Source organism: Kitasatospora sp. NBC_01302, from assembly GCF_035976515.1.
Taxonomy (GTDB): Bacteria; Actinomycetota; Actinomycetes; order Streptomycetales; family Streptomycetaceae; genus Kitasatospora.
The window spans coordinates 1,436,098-1,459,167 of record NZ_CP108404.1 but is presented as its reverse complement, the minus strand read 5'-3'; the positions used below and the strand labels follow the sequence as shown (position 1 = coordinate 1,459,167).

Sequence of the window (23,070 nt, the reverse complement as noted above, 5' to 3'; positions counted from 1 at the left end):
CAGGCCACCATGCTCAGGCGAGTCCGAGCCGTCCTCGTCACCCCGAACAACACCACGCTGCTGATCAAGCGCATCCGCCCCGGCATCGCCCCGTACTGGGTCATCGTCGGCGGCAAGGTCGACCCGACCGACGCCAGCCCCGAGGACGCCCTGCTCCGCGAAGTCCGAGAGGAGATCGCCGGCGAAGCCCGGATCGTCTCCCTTCTCCACACCATCGAGGCCGACAACGAGCGCCAGGACTTCTACCTCGCCACCATCGAGAGGTGGAACTTCGAGGACCGCACCGGCCCCGAGTTCAGCCGGGAAGGCCGCGGCGAGTACCTCCTGGAAGAGATTCCCCTCACTGCCGAGGCGCTCGACACCGTCAACCTCCTGCCTCAGGAGATCGCCACCGTCCTGCGTGACGCTGTCGAGCAGGGGGAACTCCTAGCTGTTCGGTAAGCCCAACGCGGGGAACGGCAGCTCAGCCGGTTGCCAGGTCCATACTGACAGCGACTGTCAGCTACGGGCCGGCGCCGGTTGGCTGTTGGAGCACGCCGGCTACCGCCCCGGCAAGGAGATTGTTGGCGGCATTCACTGCTCGGAGCGCCGGACCCTCACGCCCACGACAGGGCGACTGCGACGAGTGCGGATAGTGGGCTTACCTCATTGAGGACCAGGGGGCCGCCGGTGTGTGTCGGGGCGGGGTCGATGGGGCAGGATGGGACACCGCTGTCGATCATCACGAGACCCCGGGGAGTGCCATGGGTCAGCCCGCCCGCCCGGTCCACCAGTACCGCATCGGCGAGGCCGCGGCCATGCTCGGCGTCAGTGCCGACACCATGCGCCGCTGGGTCGACGCCGGGAGGCTGCCCGCCGAGCGGGACGAGCACGGCCACCGGATCATCGCCGGGGAGCGGCTCGCCGCCTTCGCGCGGGAACTGGCCAAGCCCGGCGCGGCCGAGGCCGAGGGCCGGCTCTCCTCGGCGCGCAACCGGTTCCCCGGCATCGTGACCCACGTGGTGCTCGGTGACGTGGCCGCGCAGGTGGAGATCCAGGCCGGGCCGTTCCGGGTGGTGTCGCTGATCAGCCGGGAGTCGGCCGAGGAGCTGGCGCTGGCCCCCGGGGCCCGGGCGACCGCAGTCATCAAGTCGACCAATGTGATGATCGAAGGCAGCTGATCCCGCGAGTCGACACCGTCCGCACTGTCCGCACTGTCCGCACTGGAGGAGAGCCGTGTCCCGAGCCGTCCTGCCCACCACCCAGGCCGCGGTGGTGGCCGCCACCGCGGTGGCCGAACGCCACGGCCGCCGGGTGACGGCCACGCACGACATCGGCGACGACCAGACCTTCGCCGGCCTCCACCGCCCGGGCGCCCCGGTCGGAGCTTCGCGCGGCACCGACTGGACGCACCAGGACCTGGCCCACGTCCCGCACGAGGCGCTGCTGGAGTTCGGCGGCGTGCCGGGGATCTCGGTGCGCCTCTTCGACCACGACGAGGTCACCGTCACCGTGGAGGGCGTGGCCTTCGAGGACGTCCCGCGCGACAGCATGCCGGCCTTCCTGGACGCGGTCTGGTCCGGCCTCGCGCACACCAAGGTGCACCGCTTCCCGCCCGGGCTGACCCTCAAGGTCGCCGTGCCCGGCGAACCGACCTACAGCGAGCTCGTGCTGCGGGCCACCGCCTGGATCAACGGGATCGCCCGGTGAGCGCCGGGCAGCCGGGCGCCGGTGGACCCGTCGACGTCGCGCCCCGTCCGCTGGCCGTGGCCCACCGCGGCGACCCGTACCGGTTCCGCGAGAACACCCTGCCCTCGGTCGCCGCCGCGCTCGCCGCCGGTGCCGACGCGGTGGAGGTGGACGTCCAGCTCACCCGCGACGGCGTCCCGGTGCTGCTGCACGACCCGACCCTCAAGCGCCTGTGGGGGCTGGACCGCCCGGTGCGCGTGCTCACCGCCGAGAAGTTGGCGGCGCAGCGCTTCGCGGACGGCCAGCGGGTCCCCGCGCTGGCCGAGGCGCTCGGGCTGCTGGCCGACCACCCCGACGCCAGGCTGATGATCGACCTGGACGAACCGGCACCCGCCGCGGCCGCCTGGCGGGCCGTCAGCGAGGCGGGCGCCGAGGACCGGGTGCTCTTCTGCGGACCGGCCGCGGCCATGTTCGCGGTGCGCGAGCTGGCCCCCGAGGTGCCGCTCGCGCTGACCTGGAAGCAGCCCGGCGTGCCGGTGGCCGCGCTGCTGGCGGACCTGCGCCCGCGCTACCTCAACCCGCCCTTCGGCCTGGTGGACCGGGCGCTGGTCGAGCGGGCCGCCGACGCGGGCCTGGCGGTCAGCACCTGGACGGTGGACCGGCGCAGCACCATGCGCCGGATGCGCGCGGCGGGTGTCGCCTCGCTGACCTCCAACCGGATCGGCCTGCTGCGCTCCGTCCTGGGGCCGGTGGGCGGCCACTGATGCCCGAGGTGCTCGACCGGCGCGCGCTGAACCGCGCGCTGCTGGCCCGTCAGCACCTGCTGGCACCGGCCGCCATGACGCCGCAGCAGCTGATCGGGCACCTGGTCGGGCTCCAGGCCCAGGCCGTCGACCCGCCCTTCTACGGACTCTGGTCGCGGCTGGCCGACTTCACCCCGGTGCAGCTCGGCGAACTGCTGGAGCGGCGTGCGGTGGTCCGGCTCGGCCTGCAGCGCGGCACCATCCACCTGGTCACCGCCGAGGACTGCCTGACGCTGCGGCCGCTGCTGCAGGGCGTCCTGGACCAGGGGTTGCGCGGTGCGTTCGGCCGGAGGCTGGCCGGCCTGGACCTGGCGGCGCTGACCGAGCGGGGCCGGCGCCTGGTCGAGGAGCGCCCGCGCACCTTCCAGGAACTGGGCGCCCTGCTCGGCCCCGAGTACCCCGAGCACGATCCGGCCGCGCTCGCCCAGGTGCTGCGGGCCCGGCTCGCGCTGGTGCAGGTCCCGCCGCGCGGCCTGTGGCGCAACTCCGGCGCCGCCGCGCACACCACGGCCGAGCAGTGGCTGGGCCGTCCGCTCGCCGAGCCGGCCGACCCCGCCGACCTGGCGGCGCGGCGCGAGGAGCTGGTGCTGCGCTACCTGGCCGCCTTCGGCCCGGCGAGCGTGGCGGACCTGCAGAAGTGGTCCGGGCTGACCCGCCTCTCGGCCGAGGTCCGGCGGCTGCGCCCGCGGCTGGCGGAGTTCCGCGACGAGGCGGGCCGACCGCTCCACGACCTGCCCGAGGCCCCGCGCCCCGCGGGCGGCACGCCCGCCCCGGTGCGGCTGCTGGCGCCCTTCGACAACCTGCTGCTCTCGCACGCGGACCGCACCCGGGTGCTGCCGGAGGCCCACCGGCCGCGGGTGATGACGCAGAACGGGATCGTGCTGGGGACCCTGCTGGTGGACGGGTTCGTGGCCGGGATCTGGGAGCTCGTCCGACCGACGGCGCGGGCCGAGGAGGCGACGGTGGCGGTGCGCCCGTTCGCACCGCTCGACCGGGCCGCTCGGACGGCGGCCGAGCAGGAGGCGCGCCGGCTGCTGGCCTTCGCGGAGCCGCAGGTGTCACGGGCACGGGTGCGGTTCGACGCGCCCTGATGATCCAATTCGGGCGAATGGTCATCATGTGTGCTGGTATGTCTGGAAAGTGAGAGCGGGTCGGCAACGGGCGGAGGCACCAGCATGGCGGGCCGATCACCGCAGGAGCGGCCGCCCGCCGCCTACCGTCTGCCGCCCGCCGTGCGACTGGCGGCGGCCTGGTCGGTGGCGGTGATCCTCTTCATCACCGTCGGCGCCGTGATCGTCTACGCACTCGTGGCGCTGCGCGCCGCCACTGTCCCGCTCTTCCTCGCGCTGCTCGGCACCGCGCTGCTCTACCCCGTGATGCCCTGGCTGGTCCGACGGGGGCTGAGCCGCGGTCTGGCCGCCGGGCTGACCTGTGCGGTGCTGGTCGTGGGGGTCTCCGGGGTCCTGGCCGTGCTCACCAACTCGCTGGTGCACAGCGCCCCGCAGATCGCCCACGCGCTGCAGCAGGCCGGCGAGCAGATCGCCGACCGCCTGGGCCCGCTCGGCGACCGGATCAAGTTCGCCCTCTCCCAGTCCGCCGGCTCCGGCAGCTCGCTCGTCTCCTCGCTCGCCGACGGCGTGCTGTCCGGGCTCGGCCTCGCCACCCAGGTGATCACCGGCGGCGTGCTCACGCTGGCGCTGGTCTTCTTCTTCCTGCGCGACGGCCACCGCGGCGGCGACCTGGTGCGCTCGGTGCTGCCCGGCGACCGGTCCGAGACGGTGATCGCCTGCGCGCTCAAGGCCTTCACCGCGATGGCCGGCTTCATGCGCGGCACCACGCTGATCGCGCTGATCGACGCCACCTTCATCACCACCGGCCTGCTGATCCTCAGCGTCCCCGGCGCGGCCGGTCTGGGCGCGCTGGTCTTCCTGGGCGCCTTCGTCCCGTTCATCGGAGCCTTCCTCTCCGGCACGGTGGCGGTGCTGGTCGCGCTGGCCGACGGCGGCCCGAGCCGCGCGCTGTGGACGCTGGGGGTGGTGCTCGCGGTGCAGATGGTGGAGGGCAACATCCTGCAACCGCTCATCCAGAGCCGGACGGTGGAACTGCACCCGGCGACGATCATGATCGCGGTGGTGGCCGGCGCCGGAGTGGCCGGGATCCTCGGCGCGCTGTTCGCGGTGCCGCTGAGCGCCGCCGGCCTCGGCATCGTCAACGTGCTGCGCGCCGGGCCGGGCGGGGCCGCCGGGAGCCCGGCCGAGGAGGCGGTCGCCGACGGGTGAGCGGTCGGCGGGTGAACGGCTGACGGGTGATCACCGCCACGGCCCCCGCGACCGGCCGGGCGGCGGCGCACCCAGTACAGTCGGCGCTGTGGAATTCCGAACCGACATCCTGGGCGCCCCCTACGAAGCCGCCGACCTGGAGCTTCGCCCCGACGACGAGGGGCCGGTCGGTGCCACGCTGGTCCGCCGCCTGACCCCGCAGCCCGACGGCGGCCCCCGCCGCGCGGTGCTCTACCTGCACGGCTACGTGGACTACTTCTTCCAGACCCATCTGGCCGACCACTACGCCGCCCTCGGCTACTCGTTCTACGCCCTGGACCTGCGCAAGTACGGCCGCTCGCTGCGACCGCACCAGTCGCCGAACTTCATCCGCGACCTGACCGCCTACGACGAGGAACTCGACGCGGCCGTCCGGATCATCCGCGAGCAGGACGGCCACACCGAGCTGCTGGTCAACGGCCACTCCACCGGTGGTCTGATCGCCGCGCTGTGGACCTCCCGCCGGGCCGGGCGGGGGCTGGTCGACGGGCTCGTCCTCAACAGCCCCTTCCTCGCGATGCCCACCAACCCCGCGGTCCGCACGCTCGGCGCCCCGGCCGTCGGCGCGCTCGGGCGGCTCGCCGCCACCCGCAAGCTGCCCGCCCCGCTCAACCCGCACTACGTGCACAGCCTGCACCGCGACCACCGCGGCAGCTGGGACTTCGACCTGACCCTCAAGCCCGCCGAGGGCTTCCCGATGTACGCCGGCTGGCTGGCGGCCATCCAGCACGGCCACCGCCAGGTCCGGCGCGGCCTGCGCATCGACTGCCCGGTGCTGCTGATGGCCTCCACCGGCAGCATCTCCACCAGCAAGTGGCACCCCGACCTGCACCGGCGCGACGCCGTGCTGCGCGCCGACGACATCGCCGCCCTCGGCCCGCGCCTGGGGCCGCTGGTGACGATCGTGCGGATCGAGGGCGGCATGCACGACCTCGTGCTCTCCGCGCCCGAGGTCCGCACGGAGGTCTTCGCCGAGCTGGACCGCTGGCTGAAGGCGTATCAGTGACCGCAGTGCCGGGCGACCCGGCGGGCGGCTCGTCGGCTGATCCGTCGGCTGATCCCTCGGCCGGGGCGTCGGCCGATCCGTCGGCCGGGGGGAGCGAGCCGCTGCCGGTGCAGCGCGCGGTCGCCTTCGGCACGGCGAAGCTGATGCCCGACCTCGACAGCGCCGACGCCTGGCTGCTCACGCTGGACGGCACCCCGCAGTCCTACGTCGACCTCGCCGAGCCGACCCACCTCGAATTCGAGTACACCCGCCGCCTGGGCCACCTCGCCGACACCCTCGCACCCGAGGGCCGGGCCCTTACCGTGCTGCACCTGGGCGGCGGCGCGCTGACCCTGCCGCGCTACCTCGCCGCCACCCGCCCCGGTTCGCACCAGCGGGTGGCCGAGGCGGACGGGCCGCTGGTCGAGCTGGTCCGCGAGGTACTGCCGTGGACCGATCCGGGCATCGAGGTGACCGTCGCCGACGCCCGCGAGGTCCTGGCGCACACCGCGCCGCGCTCGCTGGACCTGGTGATCGCCGACGTCTTCCAGGGCTCGCGCACCCCCGCGCACCTCACCAGCACGGAGTTCGTCGAGCTCGCCGCGGCCGTACTGCGTCCCACCGGCTGCTACGTCGCCAACCTCGCCGACAGCGCCCCGCTCGACTTCGCCAGGGCCCAGGCCGCCACCGTGCGCGGGGTCTTCGAGCACAGCTGCCTGGTCGCCGAGCCCTCGGTGCTGAGGGGCCGCCGCTACGGCAACCTGCTGCTGATCGGCTCGCCTGCGCCACTGCCCGTCGAGGCGCTGACCAGGCGGCTGGCCGGCGACCCGTTCCCGGCCCGGCTGACCAGCGGCCCCGAGCTGCGCCGGCTGATCGGCACGGCCACCGCCGTGTCGGACGAGCAGGCGCACCCCTCGCCGCCCCCGCCGGCCGGGGCGTTCAGCATCGGCTGAGGCCGGGGTCTGGGCCGGGACTGGGTGGCCGGGGTCTCGGCCCGCGGGGCGGGGGCGGGGGAGGAGCGCCGGCTGACCCGGTGTCAGAATGACCGGGCCGGCCGCCGATCCGGGTGGGCCGCCGATCCGAGGAGTGTAAGGTGTCGACCGCCCCGTCCGACCCCGAAGGCCGTGCCGGGTCCGCGCTGCGCCCGGTGCCCGAGACGGCTCTGTGCACGCTCTACCACCGCGCCGCCGAGGCCCGCAGACCCGACACCGTGCTGCGCGACCCGAAGGCCGTGGAGCTGGTCGACCGTCACGACTTCCCCTTCGAGGCCCGGTTCGGCCGGGTCGTGCCCGCGCTCGCCCGGCTCCAGGCGCTGCGGACCGCCGCCTTCGACCGCGAGGTGGCCGACTTCCTGCGACGGGACCCGCGCGGCACCGTGGTCTGCCTCGGCGAGGGACTGGACACCCAGTACTGGCGGGTCGACAACGGCCGGGCCCGCTGGCTGGGCGTCGACCTGCCCGAGTCCGTCGAATTGCGCGAGCGCCTGCTGCCGGCCGCCCCGCGGCACCGGTCGCTGGCCGCCTCCGCCACCGACCCGGGCTGGCTGGACGAGGTCGACCCGGCCCAGCGCGTGCTGATCACCGCCCAGGGCCTGCTGATGTACCTGCCACCGGAGGAGGTGCACGCGCTGGTCGCGCGCTGCGCCGCCCGGCTGCCCAGCGCGACCTTCGTCTTCGATGCAGTCCCGCACTGGTTCAACCGGCTCTCCCAGGCGGCCCGCCTGCGCGAGGGCGGCTGCCGGGCGCCGACGATGACCTGGACCATCGGTTCGCGCGCCCTGCTGGCCGACCCGCGCACCGTGCCGCTCACCGCCCGCCACGGCTGGTTCATCCGGGTCCTGGCCCTGGACCTCCCCGACCGCCGAGCCCGCCTGGTCCGCTCCCTGGGCCCACTCGACCTCCGGCGCCGCCCGGCGGCCTGAGCGGCCGACGGACTGACCAGCGACCCCGGCGCCCGTTGAGCGCACCGATCCCGCTGAGGACTACCGGGCAGGCCAGCGCTCGCCCGCCTATGATTCCCTCCGACTGCGATCGGAGAATCACATGGCACGGGGGGTGTCCGCTGCGGTGCGGGCGGTCGGCAACCTGTGGGCTCAGCCTGCCGGTGTCCGTTGGAACCGGCACGCGGCATGGTGGGCGGCCTGTGGCCTGTCCTGGCTGGTCTGCTACCCGTTCTTCGGGCCGGTCCTGTCGCTTGCCGCGCTGGTGGTCCCGAGCCTGGCCTTCAGTCCGCTGCTCGTGAGCCTCGGGTTCGTGCTGCGCCACCGTGCTTCGAAAGACCTCCGGTTCTCCTGGTCGCCGAAGCAACTCCGCGTCCCGGCAAGCTGCTTCCTGGCCGTCCAGACCGTCTCAGCCACGGCGCTCGCCATCCACCTGGCCCAACCGCTCTCCCCGCACTACCGGTTGGCGTACCTCGTCGCCGTTGTCCTGTCGTGCCTTGGCGGTCTGGCCGCGCACGCTCTCCGGGCAGACCTCGGAGGCGGGGCGCAGGAGGCGCCACGGTCCAGCACACCGGAGCGGCTCATCGTGCTCAGTGCGCTCGCCAGCGCCGCGGGCTTCGGCCTGTTCGCCTGGGCCGTTCGCCGTGGCACCCTGCCGATCGCCTACGGGGAGCAGCGGTTCAGCCCGCGCTGGCGCTCGGTTGCCGGGGTCTACGGCTGGCTCGACGGGCAGCTCCACACAAGCCTGTTCGGCCCCTCCGTCGAGCAGCCGTACTGGCCGTTGCTCCCGGCCGGCGCCGGGCTGGTCGTCGCGCTGGTCGCAGTCGGCGCGAAGCAGGCCGCCGGCCGTGCGACCCGCGAACCGTTCACGGCCGAGGAGGAGAGCAACGGTGGGAAGGTCTTTCTCAGTTACTCGCGCAACGACGCCGACTTCGCTCGCGCGCTCACTTCTGCCATCCAGGGCCAGGTGCGCGAGGTGTGGGTCGACTGGCAGGCGATCAAACCGTCCGAGAAGTGGCGCCAGTCGATCGCCGACGGCATTCGGGAGTCGGATGCCCTGATCGTCCTGGTCAGCCGTAGCTCCCTCGCCTCACCGTACTGCTGGGACGAATGCCGCCAGGCGATCGAACTGCGCAAGCGCATCCTCCCGGTGGTCATCGAGGCGGACCTGGCCTCCGGCACCACGGCCGTGCTGCGCGACGCGGGCTGGGACGAGCTGACCGAGTTCCAGCGACTGGACATGTCCGAACCGGACCGGTTCGAGGATGACGTGCGCCGTGTCGTCTCCTTTGTCGCGCAGGAACACCGCTGGGTGGCGGGCCACACCCGGCTGGGCCTGCAGGCCCATGACTGGCAGCAGAGCGGACGCAGTGAAGGCTTCCTGCTCCGTGCGGACGAACTCCGCTCGGCGCAGTGGTTGCGGGACTACGTGCCGAGCGACTCCTCGTTCCGCGCCGCACTGACCGATGCGCAGCATGCGTTCATCGACGCTAGTCGCGCCGCCCTGCGCCGGCGCGGTATTCGGTTCAGGACCGGGGCGGCGGCGGTCCTGCTCGCGCTCGCGGGCCTCGCCTCGCTGGTGGTCGCAGTCCAGGCCGGGGCACAGACCGCCCAGCGCCAGACCCTCTCCCGCACGCTCGCGGCTGCTGCGCAGAACGAGGCCGCCGGACACCTCGACACCTCCTCGCTGCTCGCCGCGGCCGCGTACACGGAGTCCGACACGGCTGAGGCGCGCAGCGCGATGGCCGACCGGCTGATGCACTTCAACCACGCGGTGGAAGTCCTGCCCGGCACGGGCACTCCAGGCGCCGGAGCGGCCAGGCTGGTCTTCAGCGTCAACGGCTCGGTCCTCGCCGTGGAAAGCTCGGACGGTACGACACAGCTCTGGGACACCCGTGGCTGGCGGCTGCGCGCCACCCTGCGCGGCGTCCTCCCGGTCCAGGGCGAGCACGGGCTGAGCACGGACGGCCGGTGGGTGGCACTGCTGGACGGCGCGCGGATCACGGTGACCGACACGACGACGATGCGTGTGGCAGGCTCCTTCGACCTGCTGGGCGCCGGGCTGGTCGGATCCTGGTTCGGCGGTCTGAGCCCCGATGGCCGGACCCTGGTCGGATCGTTCGGCACCGTGGCGCAGATCTGGAACGTCCTTAATCGGCGCGAGCTGTCCCAGAGCTCCTGCGCCACCTTGTCGTTGAGCCCTTCGGGCAAGGAGATGTGGTGCCAGCAGGACGGTGGGACGTGGCTGCGTGACGCCCAGTCCGGCCTTGCCTCCCTTGACGTCCGCATCACGGGCAATCCCACCCTGATGGGCTGGGAGGCCGACGACGAGCCGCTGATCGCCCTGGCCGACAGCACCGCAGCGGCCCTGCCCGCCGATGGCAGGGGCGAGCCGTGGATCCCGGAACAGGGAATGAGCCTGCAGGCGGTGTCCGACGACGGAACCCGCGCGCTGCTGACCGGCGGTACCCGGCTGACGTACGAGGTGTGGGACCTACCGGGCCGCCGCAAGCTCGGCGACGTCACCGCGGCCCAGCTGACGCAGCAGGGCCTCTCTGTCACCGGTTCCAGCAGCGACGAACAACTCGCCACTCTGGCGGACCTCACCCCGACCTACGGCATGCTGCTCAGTACGGGCGGCGAGCGGGGCAGCGGCGTCTGGTCCGCCTCCCGGGGCAGGCTGGAGGCGGACGACAACCAGATCGCCTACACCCGCGACGGTCGCACGGCGGCCACCGTCACCGCGACCGCGGCCGTCGCCGTCTGGGACCGCGGCCCCGACGGCCGTCTCGTCTCCCAGATCCCGGACGGCGACCTGAGCGCGGTCCGCTACTCCGCCGTGAGCCCCGACGGAAAGACCGTGGCGGCGGTGGACAGTGGCACCGTGCGGTTGTTCAGTACCCGTACTGGCGCCGCCGGCACGACCATTGGGCTCACCGGTACGGGAAACGGTGTCGTCTACAGTCCTGACGGCAGCCGTCTGGCGGTGAGCGAGACGCTCGGCACCGGCGTGTCGACCGGCCAGGGCGAGGCTGTGCGAACGGTGGTCGAACTGTTCTCGGTGGCCGACGGCAAGCGCACCGTGCTCCTGAACAGTCCGAGCCCACCCGATGCGAAGGAATGGACCAGCGGCCTGGCCTTCGCGCCCGACGGCCGACGCCTGTACCTCGGGCTGTCCCAGGCGATGACGGTCTACGCCTGGGACCTGTCCACAGGACGGGTGGTCCAGGAGTTCGGCCCCGAGGGCTCCGGGCACATCGAGGCTGTGGCCCTGAGCCCCGACGGCCGCTCGCTGGTCACCGTGGATGTCGAGCACACGCTGCGCCAGTGGGACACCACGACCGGCAGGGTCCTCTGGTCGTTCCAGGGTGCCTCGCAGACCGTTGCCTTCAGCCCGGACGGCCGGACCCTGGCGGCCGCCTCGGATTCCGGGCAGTCCCTGTTGATCTGGAACGCGGCGACCCACCAGAGCACCGGTACCCCGTTCGACGTGGGTTCCCCGATCGGCGCGGTTCAGCTGTCCGGCGTCGACGGAGTCGCGGTCGTCACCCTGGCTGCCACGGCGGACGGCGGTGGCGTTCTGGTGCTGGACCTGCTGCACCGGGCCGTGGTCGGCCCGGTCATCGCACGCGTGGGCGCGGGGTCGACCGCGCGGCTGACGTCCGACGGCAGGTACGCCGTGGCCGTGGGCCCGGGCGGGATCCTGACCGCGGTGGTCGACCCGGCAGCGTGGAAGGACTCCCTGTGCTCCTTGGCCGACCAGCGGTTTCCCCGCTCGGACTGGCTCTCCTACGCACCCGATCAGCGCTACCTGGCGGTGTGCTGATCACTCGCCGGGTGGCCGGGTCGGCCGGCGTCGGCGTCCGACCCGGCCCACCGTCGTGCGGCGGTCCCAGTGGACGAGTTCCATCACCTCGCTCGCCCAGCGTGGCCACCGCCCGGGGGGATAGGGAATGAACCCCACGGCGGTGCACCCGGCGCGCGCCAGCCGCGCAGCCAGCGCCTGCCACTCCCCGGGCGTGCTGCGGTGGCGGTCCAGAGCGGGTCCGCCCAGCCCCAGGTCACTGAGGACGAGGACGCGAGTGCCACGGGGCGGCGGTGAGTACTCCTCCCAGGAGAGCCGCGCCCCGGCCCCGGCACCGCGCAGTGGGGAGTGCTCGAAGTAGCGGATCTCGGTCCGTTCACGGCCGACCGTGTTGCGCACTTGACCGATCAGTTCCTGCTGGTCGCGGTGGAACGGTTCCATGCCGAGCCCGAGATCCACCAGCACCTGAACGCCGAACCGCAGGGTGGGCACCCCGTGCCGGGGCACCTGTGCCAGGGGTCGCCCGGTGGCGAGCCGATGAACCGTCCTCGCGATGTCCAGCTCGCCCTCCCAAGCCGCCCGCGACAGCGCGGCCTGCAGGACCGCGGAGGTCGAGCGTGGGGCCAGCAACGGCAGATTGCGCGGGCCGGCGGCATCGGGACCGCGAGGGGCAGCGGCCGGCAGGGAAGGAACACTCCAGTCGGGCAGGACGACCGGCTCTTGCGCGACGGGCGTGAGCAGCAGCGGGGCAGATGGCGCCGTGGACGCGACCGTGCCGCCGCTCTGCGCCGGAGATGCCGCACGGACGGGAGCGGGCGTCCTGGTGCGCTCTGCGGACGGCTCGGCGAGTCGGCCACCTGGGCTGCCGATTCCCTTGACCTCCTGCTCCGCGGCTTCCGGCACTCGTTGCGAGAACCCCAGCAGTCCGGCCACGGCCCGCTGCGCGGCAGTGTCCTCGGCGCCGGCTGATGCGAACGCCCTGACGAGGTCGCCCAGCCAGATGTCACCGGCCACCGGGTCACAGCTCCGGCTGCTGGGGCTTGATCAGGGTCAGGCTCTTCAGCATCGACCAGCGGCTGTCCTCGGTGTCGATCCCCAGTGCCGTGCAGGCCCGCAGGGCGTCCAGGTACTCGGCGGTGCTCGGTGTGCGCACCGCCGTTCGGCGGGCCTCCGACCGGGCCCGGTCGAGCTCCTGGGCCAGCTCCAGTGCCAGGCGTTCGTCGGCAGGTCCGAACGGTGTGCCCTCGCCGCGGTAGTGCGCGGCGGCGATCTCGACCAGACGCTCCACATCCGGCTCGGGAAGGGAGGCGACCACACAGCGGCGGAGGAAGGCCTGGGGCAACTCACGCTCCTCGTTCGTCGTGATGATCACCAGAGGGGAGCCCGACGAAGGGGCCGAGCCCTCGCCCGCGGTCTTCCTGCCGACCTTCTGCCCGGTCTCCGACACCGTGAACTGACGCGAACCCAAGGGCACCAGAAGACTGTTGGGCATGTCCGGGTCGGCCTTGTCGATCTCGTCGATGAGCACGACGGCGCCGCTGGGCGAGCGGTTCTCGTTGACCTCGTGCCAGGGATCAGTCCGCCTGGCCCCGGCCTTCGGGCCTACGGCGGCCGAGGCGGGGTCGAGCGCCCACCACAGTGGCCCGGGGGTCACGTAGTCGTCGTCGGTCAGGGCGGTCCCCTTCTCCCGTACCTGGGCGTCGCTCAGCCGTCGGATGTGGTCGTAGGTCCACAGCAGATCTCCCCCCTTGGTACGGGAGGTGACCACGTGCTCGTAGTAGCGCCACCCGCGGATACGTGCGACGTAGGCGGCGAGGGAGGACTTCCCGCACCCGGGCTCGCCGCGGAGCAGCAGCGGGCGCTTGGTGGCGAGGGCCACGTCGATGGCCAGCCCGACCTCGTCGGGCATGACGTAGACCAGGCCGTCCCGACGGTCGGGGGAGTCGGCCGGCCATGGCGATGGTGTTCCCACCGCAGCACCATCGGTGTCCAACTTACTTACCTCCATTGGCCGTTCAGTCGATTGAGCAGGTTCCTGAGGTCCTGGGTCAGCTGGTAGCCGCCGAACTCGGCTTCTTCCGCGAGGAGCGGGGAGAGGACGACGAGGTCGTCGACCTTCCACTCACCGACGGTCGCGGCGTCCGGGACGGAGTCACCGGTCAGCAGGATGATCAGGAGCCAGGGAAAGAGGTCGTGCAACCGTTGGAGGACCTCGGCGACGACTGCCGGGCGGACCGCGCTGACGTCGATCGAGAGGCAGTGCAGCTCTTCGGCCCGCGGCCTGAACTGTGCGGGCCGAGCGGTCGGGGGGAATCTGATCAGTCCGCGCACGGATTCGACGCACTGATCGAGGAGCTCCGCTGCCGTGTCCTCGCCCAGGGGTATGCCGCCTGCGGCTTCGAAGTGGTAGAGGTGGAACTGCAGGCACATCGCACGGTCGACGTACTGTCCGGCGGTCGTCTGTTCGCAGGCGTTGAGGAGAACGGCTCGCCGCTCGGACTGCGCCGGGGGCGGGATGATCCGCCGGGCGGCCTCCGCGTTGATCCAGGTCGGCGTGATCTGGGCGACCAGCTGGCCGAGCTTGCCCGGATCGATGTGCGGGGCGATCGCGTTGATCGCCCGCCTGAGGCCGGCACTGTTCGAGGTGCCGAGCAGTTGGTGGGCCAGGAAGGTGCAACCTCCCGCGAGGGCGTTCACGTTTCCCAGGTCGGCCTCCGGCACACCGAGCGCCCGCGCCACTTCGGTCAGGACACCCTGGTCGGCGGTCTGCTTCAGGTAGGTGGCGATCTTCGAGATCCAGCTGCGCATGTGGTCCTCGCCCGCGCGCAGGTCCGGCAGGTCCGCGAACTCCCGCAGGACCGAGTCGGCGAGCCGGCCCAGGTCGTCGTCCTGGCAGGCGCCCGGTGCCAGTCGGGCGACCTGCACCGGCAGGACGTCCGTGAACCCCTTGTCCCGCAGGTCATTCGACGTCACGTCACCGACCAGGACCGGGACCACCAGGAGCGAGGGGTTGAGCGCGCGTCGCCACATCAGGATGTTGACCTCGCGCATCACCCAGTGCGAGTCGAGGGCCGCTTCGTTGAAGAGGATGATCGCCGCATCGCATTCGGCCAGCCACGTGTAGAGGACGGGACACCAGTCCTGCCCCGGACGGAGCGCCTCCACGTCGACCCTGACGTCGTGATTCCTCGCCCTGAGCCCTTCGACGAGGCGATCCCGCAGCCGCCCGGCGAGTGGATCCCCCTTGGAACTGTGGCTGATGAAGATCTGCGCCATAACGGGCCGGCACCTATGCCGTGGTCCATTTGACCATCCAGGCGTCGTTCTGCACCGAGATGATCTGCTCGCACCTGGCGACGAAGTCGTCCTCCGCACCCTCGGTGGGGGTCTCCGGTGTCCCCCAGCGCACCAGGAGGGCTGCCAGCTCACTCGCCGTCCGGGCGTACTCCAGTTCCTGGTACGCGAACTTGGCCGAGGCGGCGTGGGCGGCGACCGCGGTCGACGCCGTGGCGACCACCGCCATCCAGCCGCTCACCTGCTGGATCGCGGAGACGGCTGCCAGGCTCCCGAGCCCCGCACTGAGGAGGCTCAGCCCGACCTCCGCCCGACGTACCCGGACGAGACGGTCGTGCATGCGCAGCGCCTGCGGGCGGTAGTAGCCCTGGATCTGCTGGTCGACCCGGTTGGTCAGGTAGCTCTCGAAGTCCCGCACCCGCGGGAGTCCCCGCTCGACGGGCTGGAGGCCAGTGGTGTGCCGTGCCAGGTCGACGGCGTCCAGCTCCAGTTCGGCCAGCCGCTCGCGCAGTCTGAGCTCGGCCCCGGCATCGCGGTACGGCGTGACCCCGGCGAGGTAGGTGTAGGCCTCCGACTTGAGGGATTCGGAGACCGCCCGGAGCCGGATCCAGTCCTGGGTGGCCTGGGCATCTCCGCGACCGGCCGCCAGCGGGACGGCGGCACCCGTGAGCGCGGCGGCGACGGCGAGCAGGCGGCCGGTCAGCTGCGAGACGTCCATCAGCTGGGACGCCAGGGTGCCCAGCACGGCCGTCGCGATGCCGAACGCCAGAGCCAGGCTCCGGCTGCGTCCTATCGAGCGCTTCTGCGCCACGGCAGCCTGTGACCAGACGTTCTGACGGCGCCAGACCAGCGCTATCGGCGAGAACCCCCCAGGTGCTTCCACGGGATGATTCTGGCGGACGACCAGGGCGTTGGGCAAAGAGCTGGAACGGCGAACGGCCCCGCCTGCCCGACCTGCTCCGCACCTATCATGGCGGGTGCCGGCCGGCGGCGGTGCCGAGCGGGAGGGGGAGGCGACCGTGGGGTTCCGAGACGTCGAAGCGCGTTTCCCGTCAACCGCGGCCGAGGCCCTGGCCGGGCTGCTCTTCGGCACGACACCGCAGTGGCGCGGGAGCACCGTGCGACTGTCGGACCTCGTCTCGTACGACACACCGGCCGACCAGGGGCCGGGCCCGGGGGTCAGGGCGGCCTGCGCGGCGCTGGTCCGGGGCTGGTTGCGAAGCGAGGCCGAGGCGTTCTCCGGGGCGGAGCGCCGGCTGATCACCGACAGCCTGGTCCACGCGCTCGCGTCACTGCCGGCCTTCGAGTGGACCGCCTTTGACGCGGCCGTGGCCGGCTGGAGGAGCACCGCCGACCAGCTGCACCGCGCCTGCGCCCCGGGCCTGGCCAGGATGCCTCGACGGCTGTTCGTGGTGTACCGCGGGATCCTTGACGGCTTGTGCCTCCATCTCCTCCATGCCGTCGTGCAGAAATCACCGTGGCTGCAACGGGTGCTGCCGAAGTGCAGCACGCTCGCGACCGAGGTGGAGCGGCTGCGGGCACTGACCACCCGCACGCGTGCGGGCATGGACGAGGACGAAGCCTTCGAGCGGCGCTACCTCGCCGAGTCGATCCGGAGGTACCAGCGGATCACGCTCGTCGGTGCCGGGCAGGATGCGGGGCGACCCACCGAGCCACCGCTCGATCTCGGCTACATCAGCCGGGCCGTCGTCGTGCGCGGTGACCAGAGCGGGGCGGGCGCGGCCACCATGGCCTTGGAGGAGGTCCTCGCCACCAGTCCACGGGTTCTGCTGCGCGGACCCGCCGGCGCCGGGAAGAGCGCCTCGGTGACCTGGCTGGCTGCAGCCGCCGCGGCGGCTGCAGAGGGTCGCGGTCCCGGATTCCTCCAGGACCGCGTTCCCTTCGTGCTGCCCGTGCGGGCGCTTCGCGCACGGCATCGTGAGCTTCCCGCCCCTGAGGAATTCCTCGCGGCTGCCGGTTCCGCGCTGGCGGGCACGCAGCCGACGGGCTGGGTGCAGCGGGTGCTTGCCCAGAGGCGCGGCCTGATCCTGGTCGACGGGGTCGACGAAGTCCCGGACGAGGACCGCGACATGGTCGGCGTGTGGCTCGAGCGGCTGGTGGCCGCCCTCCCGGAGGCCCTGTGGCTGGTCACCAGCCGCCCCGCCGCCGTCCCCGCCGACTCGCTGGTCCCGGCCGGGTTCACCGACCTGTCCCTGGGTCCGATGGACGAGGAGGCCGTCGCTGGTTTCATCCGGCGTTGGCACCGCTCGGCGCGGATCGGCGATCCCGGCGACGACCGGCTTCCGGACCAGGCCGAGGAGCTGATAGCGGCGCTCAGGGTCCGCGGGGACCTGGCCGACCTCGCCACCAGCCCGCTCCTGTGCGCGCTGATCTGTGAGTTGAACCGCTCCGGGCAGTTGCCCGCAGCCCGCACCGGGCTGTACACCGCCGTCCTGACCGGACTGCTCTCCCGCCGCGACCCGGAACGGACGAGCGAGCCGAGCGAGTCGTCGCGCCTTTCCCGGCAGGAGCAGACCGCCGTCCTCCAGCGCCTGGCGTACTGGCAAGTCCGCAACGCGCAGAGCGAGATGGATGTCGCTACGGCGGTCGCCCTGGGGTCGAAGGCGCTGCCCATGCTGCGGGACGCTACCGCGGCGGAAGGCCGGGAGGAGGTCTTCCGGCACTTCCTGGTCGTCACCGGGGCTCTCTGGGAGCCGGCCGCTGGGCGTGTCAGCTTCGTGCATCGAGCCATCCGGGACTACCTCGCGGCTCAGGCGGTGCTGGCTGACCGGGACTTCGATCTCCTGGTGCGTCACGCACTGAACCCCGAGTGGCGGGACGTCGTGCGCAACGCGGTGGCGCTCGCCCGGCCGAGCGAAGCGGCGGCGCTGGTGCGCGGCCTGCTGGAGCGGGGTGACGGCTCGCTGCCGCGCAGCCGCCGTGTGGAGCTGTTCGTGCTCGCTGCTGAGGCCGTGCAGGAAGCCGCTGGACTGGACCCGCGGGTGTCGCAGGCCGTCCGTTCCTGCCTCGCCTCCATGCTGCCGCCCCGCGACGAAGCCGAGGCCCGTGCTTTCGCGCAGGCGGGGGCCGGCCTGCCCGGTCTGCTGCCCGTGCAGGCCGACGGGAGAACCGGTGGGCCCGCTCGTGACGTGGGTGGCACGCAGGCCGCAGCGGTCCTCCGATGGCGCTCGGAGCAGCCGAACCCGGCGTCGTCGACCCCGGTCCGCCGCCGGCGACCCGAGCTTCCCGCACTGACCGGAGGAGCTCGGCAGCTGGCCGTGGCGCTCAGTGTGGCGACCCGGATCGAACCCGAGCTGATCCGCGCGGTGCGGTTGCGGGTCTTCCCGTACCTGGATGCGGGCGACGAGGCCGACCTGTGGTTCAGTCCCTGGGCCGGGGCCCGCACCCGCACCGCGATGGCGCTGCGCCCCGAGGTGCTGGCCGAACTGCGCGACGAGCTCGCCCGGAAGCTGGCGGAGAGCCGCCCCGACGACCCGATCCGCACGGTCGGCGGCCTGATAGCCGAGACACACGTCGCGCTCTCCCCGGCGCTCCTCCTGGAGGAGCGGGTCAACTGGATCGTCGTCTGCGCGGGTTCGGAGCAGACGACGGCCCTGGAGGAGGCGCTTCGGCCGGCCCTGCGTGCCTTGGTCGACGAGGGACGCGACGGCGTCGGCGACTGGCTGGCCGGCGCCTGGCAGCGGCTTCCCGCTGCCGCCAAGGAGAGCGTCACCGCCTGGCAGCTCGTCACCGCGGCCGGGCAACGGCTGCCGGAACTGAAGCTGGAGCAGCCCCGGGCACCTGAGCGGATCAGCAGTGCGGACGTCGCCCTGGTGGCCGACCTGCTGCCCGACGTGGCCTTGCCGGTGTCGCGCGAGGGCCGTCTTCTCCACCTCGGCCCGGCCACCGCCGGGGCGCCCGTGATGATGGTGCCCGACACGCATCCCCGCGTCCTGGACCTGTTGCCGGCCGATGGTGCGCCTGGCCGGGTCCGCACCGTGACGGTCGCCGAAGGGGATGTCCGCACGCTGCGGGTCGGCGAGGCAACCGTCCGGCTGCGCACCGCGAGGGGGGCGGTGTACGAGTTCCCCGCACCCTCGCAGCCTCTCGGACCTGTCACCGGAACCTCCGCGGCCTCACCCGGCAGCGGCGAAGGACCCGTCGAACCGGTCGGCGTCGACGGGTCGCCGAACGTGCTGCTGCGGGGACCGGCCTCGGTGATCGCCGACCAGGCCCTGAGCGGCGTCCTGGCGCTACGGCTGGCGGAGCGATTCCTGCAGGCGCACGGCCGTCGGCCGAGCCAAGCTGCGCTCCACTCCTGGGAGCGCAGCGTGCCGGCACTGGCGAACGCGCTGGTCCGGGCAGGTCTGGGAGCGGTGGAGGTACTCCTGGAGTACGGGTTGCCACTGACCAGTCGGTCCGCGGACGCCGTGCTTGCCGGGGTGCACCCCGACACCGGTGAACCCTCGTACGTCGTGGTCGAGCTCAAGGCCTGGAGCGCGGCGGAGCCCGTGGACGACGGTGCGGAACTCTGCCGGGCCGACGGGTATGGCCGGGCTGTCGTGAACCCGATCGAGCAGGTGCGCTCGCACTGCGAGTACCTGGTCTCCATCAACGAATCCGTGGCCGCACACCCGGAGCGGGTGTGCGGGGTGGCGTATCTGTACAACGCGACCGAGTTCGGTGTCTCAGGTCTGCTCCAGCTGGGCCAGAGCGAGCAGGGCCGACTGTTCACCGCCGAGAGGTCCAGCGACCTCCGTGCCTTCCTGCGGGCCAGGCTGCGGCCGGAATCCGGCGCTCCGGCGGCCGACCAGCTGCTGGCCGGGAACATTCGGCCGCCTCGGCAGCTGATGGCCGTCGCCGCCGAACTCATTCGTGGCCAGGGGCAGTTCATCCTGCTGGGCCAGCAGCGACTGGCGTACGAGACGGTCATGCAGGCAGTCGGCCGCACCCGGCGTTCGGAGCAGAAGGAGGTGATCGTGATCACCGGCGGGCCCGGGACCGGCAAAAGCGTCGTCGCGCTCGCACTCCTGGGGGAGCTGCACCGCCGTGGCAACACCGCGGTGCACGCGACCGGTTCGCGCTCCTTCACTCAGGCGCTGCGCGAGCTGGCAGGTGCCCGTAGCCGCGAGAGCCGCAGCCTGTTCCGGTACTTCAACAGCTTCACGGCCGGCGAACCCAACAGCCTGGACGTGCTGATCTGCGACGAGGCCCACCGGATCCGGGAGACCTCACCAAACCGTTTCGCGCCCGCCCATCAGCGCGCCGGCCGCCCGCAGATCGACGAGCTGATCGAGGCGGCTCGCGTGCCGGTCTTCCTTCTGGACGAGCACCAGATCGTCCAGCCCGGTGAGGTGGGCGGGGTGGAGCTGATCAGGGCGGCAGCGGCGGCCCAGGGCCTGGACTGCCGGGTCGTCGCACTGGGTGAGCAGTTCCGATTCGGCGGAAGTGATGTGTACGTGGAGTGGGTGGGGCGTCTCCTGGGCCTGACGGCCGGTGGGCCGGTCCGCTGGGACCCAGACGGGAAGGTCGTCCTCGGGGTAGCCGAAAGCCCTGAGGAACTCGACGCTTTCCTGGCGGCACGACAGACGGAGGGCTACACGGCCAGGATGACGGCAGGTTACTGCTGGCCGCGGACCGGAGTGCCGCAGGACGGCCCCCTTCCGCTGGACGTGCGGATCGACGGCTGGGCGCGCCCCTGGTGCCTGTTCGGTGACCGTGCCGTCGCAGGTGCCCCACCGTCGAGCCTGTGGGCCACCGACCCGGCCGGATCCGGCCAGGTCGGCCTCGTCTACACGGCACAGGGCCACCAGTTCGACTGGAGTGGGGTCATCCTTGGTCCTGACCTGGTGTGGCGCACCGACCGGTGGCTCTGCGACCGCACCGCCTCCCGTGACCCGGCGTTCGGGAAGGGCGTCAGCGACGCGGATGTCGATCGCATGATCCGCAACAGCTACCGGATCCTGTTGACCCGCGGCATGGTCGGCACCGTGCTGTACTCCACCGATCCGGAGACCCGGGCCATGCTGCGCGGCCTCACCCCGCCGTAAGCAACGACCGAGGCCGTTCAGGCCGGATCGGGGGCGGTGGTTCGTGGTGGCTCCGGGGTGGGCCGGCGGCTGTCGGCGGTGGCCGGGCGGTTGGGCAGCAGGGCGGCCGGGAGGAGGCCGAGGGCGGCGACGGCGGCCAGGGTCAGTAGGGCGGGTGGCAGGCCCGCGGCGCTCGGGGCGGTGGTGGTGGTGGTGCCCGGTGACCGGGGCGACATGAGGCTCGCGGCGATGGCGATCCCGAGGGTGGGGCCGATGTTCATGGCCGTCTGCTTGAGCCCGCCGATCACCCCCGCGTAGCCGGGCGGGGCTTCGCCCACCACCGTCCCGGTGGCGCTGACCATGACGGCGGCGTACCCGGCGCCGAGGACGGCGAAGGCCGTGCCGCCGAGCGCCCACCCGCCGGCCGGGGTGAGCCGGGAGAGGGTCGCGATGCCCAGGGCGACGAGCGTCATCCCGGTGAGCGCGGTGCGGCGCGGGCCGTGGCGGCGCAGCGCCGCACCGGCGACGGGCGCGCCCAGGATCATCAGCGCGGTCAGCGGCAGGCCGTACAGGCCGCTGGCGAGCGGGTCGAGCCCGCGGACGTCCTGCAGGAAGAAGGTGACGGTGAAGAGGGCGCCGAACATCCCGGCGCTGGTGGCCAGCAGGAGGGCCATCGAGGCCGTCACCGGGACCGAGCGTGCCACCACGGGCGGCACCAGCGGGTGCGCGCTGCGGCGTTCCCGCAGCACGAAGGCGATGGCGACGGCCGCTGCGGCCGTGAAGCCGAGCAGCGTCGGCGGTGCGGTCCAGCCGTGGCCGGGCACGGTGGAGAGCGTGCCCACCAGCACCGCGAGTGCGCCCGAGAGCAGCAGCGCGCCGCTCGGATCCAGGCGCTCGGCGCCCTGCCGTGGTGCGCCCTGCCGTGGTGCATCGGGCCCGGGTGCGCGCAGCAGCAGGGCGAGGGCGGCGATGGCCAGCGCGACCGGCACGTTGAGGACGAACACCGCCCGCCAGCCCAGGTGCGTGACGATGGCGCCGCCGAGTACCGGGCCGGCCGCGGCCGCCAGGCCGATCGCGCTGGTGCGGATCGCGATCGGGCCGGCCAGCCGGTCCGCCGGGTAGCCGAGGCGCAGCAGGGCGAGCGTGGCCGGCTGGAGCAGTGCGCCGAACGCGCCCTGCACCGTGCGCAGGACGATGACCCAGCCGATGTCCGGTGCGAGCACGATGCCGGCCGAGGCGGCTCCGAAGCCGAGCACGCCGACGGCGAGCAGCCGCGGGTGCCCGTACCGGTCGCCCAGTCGGCCGGCCAGGACCAGCAGCGCGGCCACCGCGAGCAGGTAGCCGGTGCTCGTCCACTGGACCTGCGTCACGCCGGCGCCCAGGGTGCGCTGCAGGCTGGGCTGCGCCACGGTCAGCACGGTGCCGTCCAGCGCGACGATCATCGCGCCCGCCACGCTGACCAGCAGCGCCAGGCGCGGGCTCGGAGTCAGCGGGGTGGGGGTCATGGGCGCACCGGGCCGAGGTGGGCGTCGAGTGCGGCGTCGATCAGCCGGTCGAGGTGGTCGTCGCCGGGAGTGGCAGTGGGAGTGGCAGTGGGCGTGGGCGTGGGCGTGGGCGCGGGGGCCGCGCCGAGGATGAGCTGCAGGCTGCCGTAGGTCCAGAGCTGGGCGATGCCGTGCAGGTTCGCCCAGAACGCTGCCGTCGCCACGGCGGGCGACGGGGCGGGCGACGGGGCGTCGGCCGGGGCGGACCCGGCCTGGCACTGGGCGACCAGTGCCACCATGCCCTCGAAGAGCGGGCGGGTGGACTCCCGCAGCCGGGGCCGGTCCGTCTGCGGCTCGCCGTTGCGCTCACTGTCCAGCAGGTCGTGCCGGAACATCAGTTCGAACATGCCGCGGTGCTCCAGTGCGTACCCGACGTACTCCCGCCCGATCGCCGCCAGCTGCTCGCGCGGTGAGCCGGCCGAGGCCAGGGCCGCGGCGAACCTGGCGCCGAGGTCCGCGAAGCCCCGGTGGGCGATCGCGGAGAGCAGCGCGTGGTGGGTGGGGAAGTAGCGGCGCGGCGCGCCGTGGGACACACCGGCCCGGCGGGCGATCTCGCGCAGTCCCAGTGATGCGCTGCCGTCGGTCATCACCAGGTCGACGCCGACGTCGACCAGCCGCTCGCGGAGGGAGTTCTCACGATCCATGGACAGTGTCTACCAGGTGGCCGTAGACACTGTCTACACGA

17 protein-coding genes are annotated in these 23,070 nt (G+C 72.9%); 11 read left to right on the top strand and 6 right to left on the bottom strand.

The window, feature by feature from the left end; translation table 11 throughout:
- Positions 1-9 precede the first annotated feature (9 nt).
- From OG294_RS06550 to OG294_RS06505, 10 genes are all read left to right on the top strand, one after another.
- Complete coding sequence (locus tag OG294_RS06550) at positions 10-441, top strand: NUDIX hydrolase (protein ID WP_327065460.1); 432 nt, start codon at positions 10-12, stop codon at positions 439-441.
- Positions 442-743: 302 nt separating this feature from the next.
- Positions 744-1,160: a TOBE domain-containing protein gene (locus OG294_RS06545; protein WP_327065459.1), complete on the top strand. Its 417-nt coding sequence runs from the start codon at positions 744-746 to the stop codon at positions 1,158-1,160.
- A 55-nt stretch (positions 1,161-1,215) separates the two neighbouring features.
- Positions 1,216-1,689, top strand: coding sequence for a hypothetical protein (locus OG294_RS06540; RefSeq protein WP_327065458.1), 474 nt, complete (start codon positions 1,216-1,218; stop codon positions 1,687-1,689).
- A complete protein-coding gene (locus tag OG294_RS06535) occupies positions 1,686-2,432 on the top strand; it encodes a glycerophosphodiester phosphodiesterase (protein ID WP_327065457.1) in 747 nt (248 codons plus the stop codon). Before OG294_RS06540 ends, OG294_RS06535 begins: the two co-directional genes overlap by 4 nt.
- On the top strand, positions 2,432-3,562 hold the full coding sequence (locus OG294_RS06530; RefSeq protein ID WP_327065456.1) for a winged helix DNA-binding domain-containing protein: 1,131 nt from the start codon (positions 2,432-2,434) through the stop codon (positions 3,560-3,562). The genes OG294_RS06535 and OG294_RS06530 overlap by 1 nt, the downstream gene beginning before the upstream one ends.
- 84 nt (positions 3,563-3,646) lie before the next feature.
- Positions 3,647-4,750 carry an AI-2E family transporter gene (locus OG294_RS06525; RefSeq protein WP_327065455.1) on the top strand — a complete coding sequence of 368 codons (1,104 nt, stop codon included), beginning with the start codon at positions 3,647-3,649 and terminating at the stop codon, positions 4,748-4,750.
- Positions 4,751-4,838: 88 nt separating this feature from the next.
- Positions 4,839-5,795 (top strand): alpha/beta hydrolase, encoded by a 957-nt coding sequence (locus tag OG294_RS06520; RefSeq protein WP_327065454.1) that lies wholly within the window; start codon positions 4,839-4,841, stop codon positions 5,793-5,795.
- Positions 5,796-5,938: 143 nt separating this feature from the next.
- A complete protein-coding gene (locus OG294_RS06515; RefSeq protein ID WP_327071459.1) occupies positions 5,939-6,727 on the top strand; it encodes a spermidine synthase in 789 nt (262 codons plus the stop codon).
- 140 nt (positions 6,728-6,867) lie between these two features.
- Positions 6,868-7,695, top strand: a complete 828-nt coding sequence (locus tag OG294_RS06510) for a class I SAM-dependent methyltransferase (protein ID WP_327065453.1) — start codon at positions 6,868-6,870, stop codon at positions 7,693-7,695.
- Positions 7,696-7,816: 121 nt separating this feature from the next.
- Complete coding sequence (locus OG294_RS06505) at positions 7,817-11,539, top strand: TIR domain-containing protein (protein ID WP_327065452.1); 3,723 nt, start codon at positions 7,817-7,819, stop codon at positions 11,537-11,539.
- Here OG294_RS06505 and OG294_RS06500 read toward each other — a convergent pair whose 3' ends face one another.
- From OG294_RS06500 to OG294_RS06485, 4 genes are all read right to left on the bottom strand, one after another.
- Complete coding sequence (locus OG294_RS06500) at positions 11,540-12,451, bottom strand: hypothetical protein (RefSeq protein WP_327065451.1); 912 nt, start codon at positions 12,449-12,451, stop codon at positions 11,540-11,542.
- Positions 12,452-12,536: 85 nt separating this feature from the next.
- A complete protein-coding gene (locus OG294_RS06495; protein WP_327065450.1) occupies positions 12,537-13,490 on the bottom strand; it encodes an AAA family ATPase in 954 nt (317 codons plus the stop codon).
- A 26-nt stretch (positions 13,491-13,516) separates the two neighbouring features.
- Positions 13,517-14,794: a toll/interleukin-1 receptor domain-containing protein gene (locus tag OG294_RS06490; RefSeq protein ID WP_327065449.1), complete on the bottom strand. Its 1,278-nt coding sequence runs from the start codon at positions 14,792-14,794 to the stop codon at positions 13,517-13,519.
- 13 nt (positions 14,795-14,807) lie between these two features.
- On the bottom strand, positions 14,808-15,695 hold the full coding sequence (locus tag OG294_RS06485; RefSeq protein ID WP_327065448.1) for a DUF4231 domain-containing protein: 888 nt from the start codon (positions 15,693-15,695) through the stop codon (positions 14,808-14,810).
- Positions 15,696-15,723: 28 nt separating this feature from the next.
- On the opposite strand from OG294_RS06485, the gene OG294_RS06480 reads away from it, so the two are divergent.
- Positions 15,724-20,862: a DNA/RNA helicase domain-containing protein gene (locus tag OG294_RS06480; RefSeq protein WP_327065447.1), complete on the top strand. Its 5,139-nt coding sequence runs from the start codon at positions 15,724-15,726 to the stop codon at positions 20,860-20,862.
- 17 nt (positions 20,863-20,879) lie between these two features.
- On the opposite strand, the gene OG294_RS06475 is transcribed toward OG294_RS06480, so the two are convergent.
- On the bottom strand, positions 20,880-22,346 hold the full coding sequence (locus tag OG294_RS06475) for an MFS transporter (protein ID WP_327065446.1): 1,467 nt from the start codon (positions 22,344-22,346) through the stop codon (positions 20,880-20,882).
- Positions 22,343-23,029 (bottom strand): TetR/AcrR family transcriptional regulator, encoded by a 687-nt coding sequence (locus tag OG294_RS06470; RefSeq protein ID WP_327065445.1) that lies wholly within the window; start codon positions 23,027-23,029, stop codon positions 22,343-22,345. The genes OG294_RS06475 and OG294_RS06470 overlap by 4 nt, the downstream gene beginning before the upstream one ends.
- Between the last annotated feature and the right edge of the window lie 41 nt (positions 23,030-23,070).

Excerpts from the sequence above, each read along its gene's own strand:
- OG294_RS06545 (WP_327065459.1), top strand. The coding sequence starts at position 744 with ATGGGTCAGCCCGCCCGCCCGGTCCACCAGTACCGCATCGGCGAGGCC.
- OG294_RS06490 (WP_327065449.1), bottom strand. The coding sequence starts at position 14,794 with ATGGCGCAGATCTTCATCAGCCACAGTTCCAAGGGGGATCCACTCGCC.
- OG294_RS06525 (WP_327065455.1), top strand. The coding sequence starts at position 3,647 with ATGGCGGGCCGATCACCGCAGGAGCGGCCGCCCGCCGCCTACCGTCTG.
- OG294_RS06505 (WP_327065452.1), top strand. The coding sequence starts at position 7,817 with ATGGCACGGGGGGTGTCCGCTGCGGTGCGGGCGGTCGGCAACCTGTGG.
- OG294_RS06530 (WP_327065456.1), top strand. The coding sequence starts at position 2,432 with ATGCCCGAGGTGCTCGACCGGCGCGCGCTGAACCGCGCGCTGCTGGCC.
- OG294_RS06475 (WP_327065446.1), bottom strand. The coding sequence starts at position 22,346 with ATGACCCCCACCCCGCTGACTCCGAGCCCGCGCCTGGCGCTGCTGGTC.
- OG294_RS06515 (WP_327071459.1), top strand. The coding sequence starts at position 5,939 with ATGCCCGACCTCGACAGCGCCGACGCCTGGCTGCTCACGCTGGACGGC.
- OG294_RS06470 (WP_327065445.1), bottom strand. The coding sequence starts at position 23,029 with ATGGATCGTGAGAACTCCCTCCGCGAGCGGCTGGTCGACGTCGGCGTC.
- OG294_RS06550 (WP_327065460.1), top strand. The coding sequence starts at position 10 with ATGCTCAGGCGAGTCCGAGCCGTCCTCGTCACCCCGAACAACACCACG.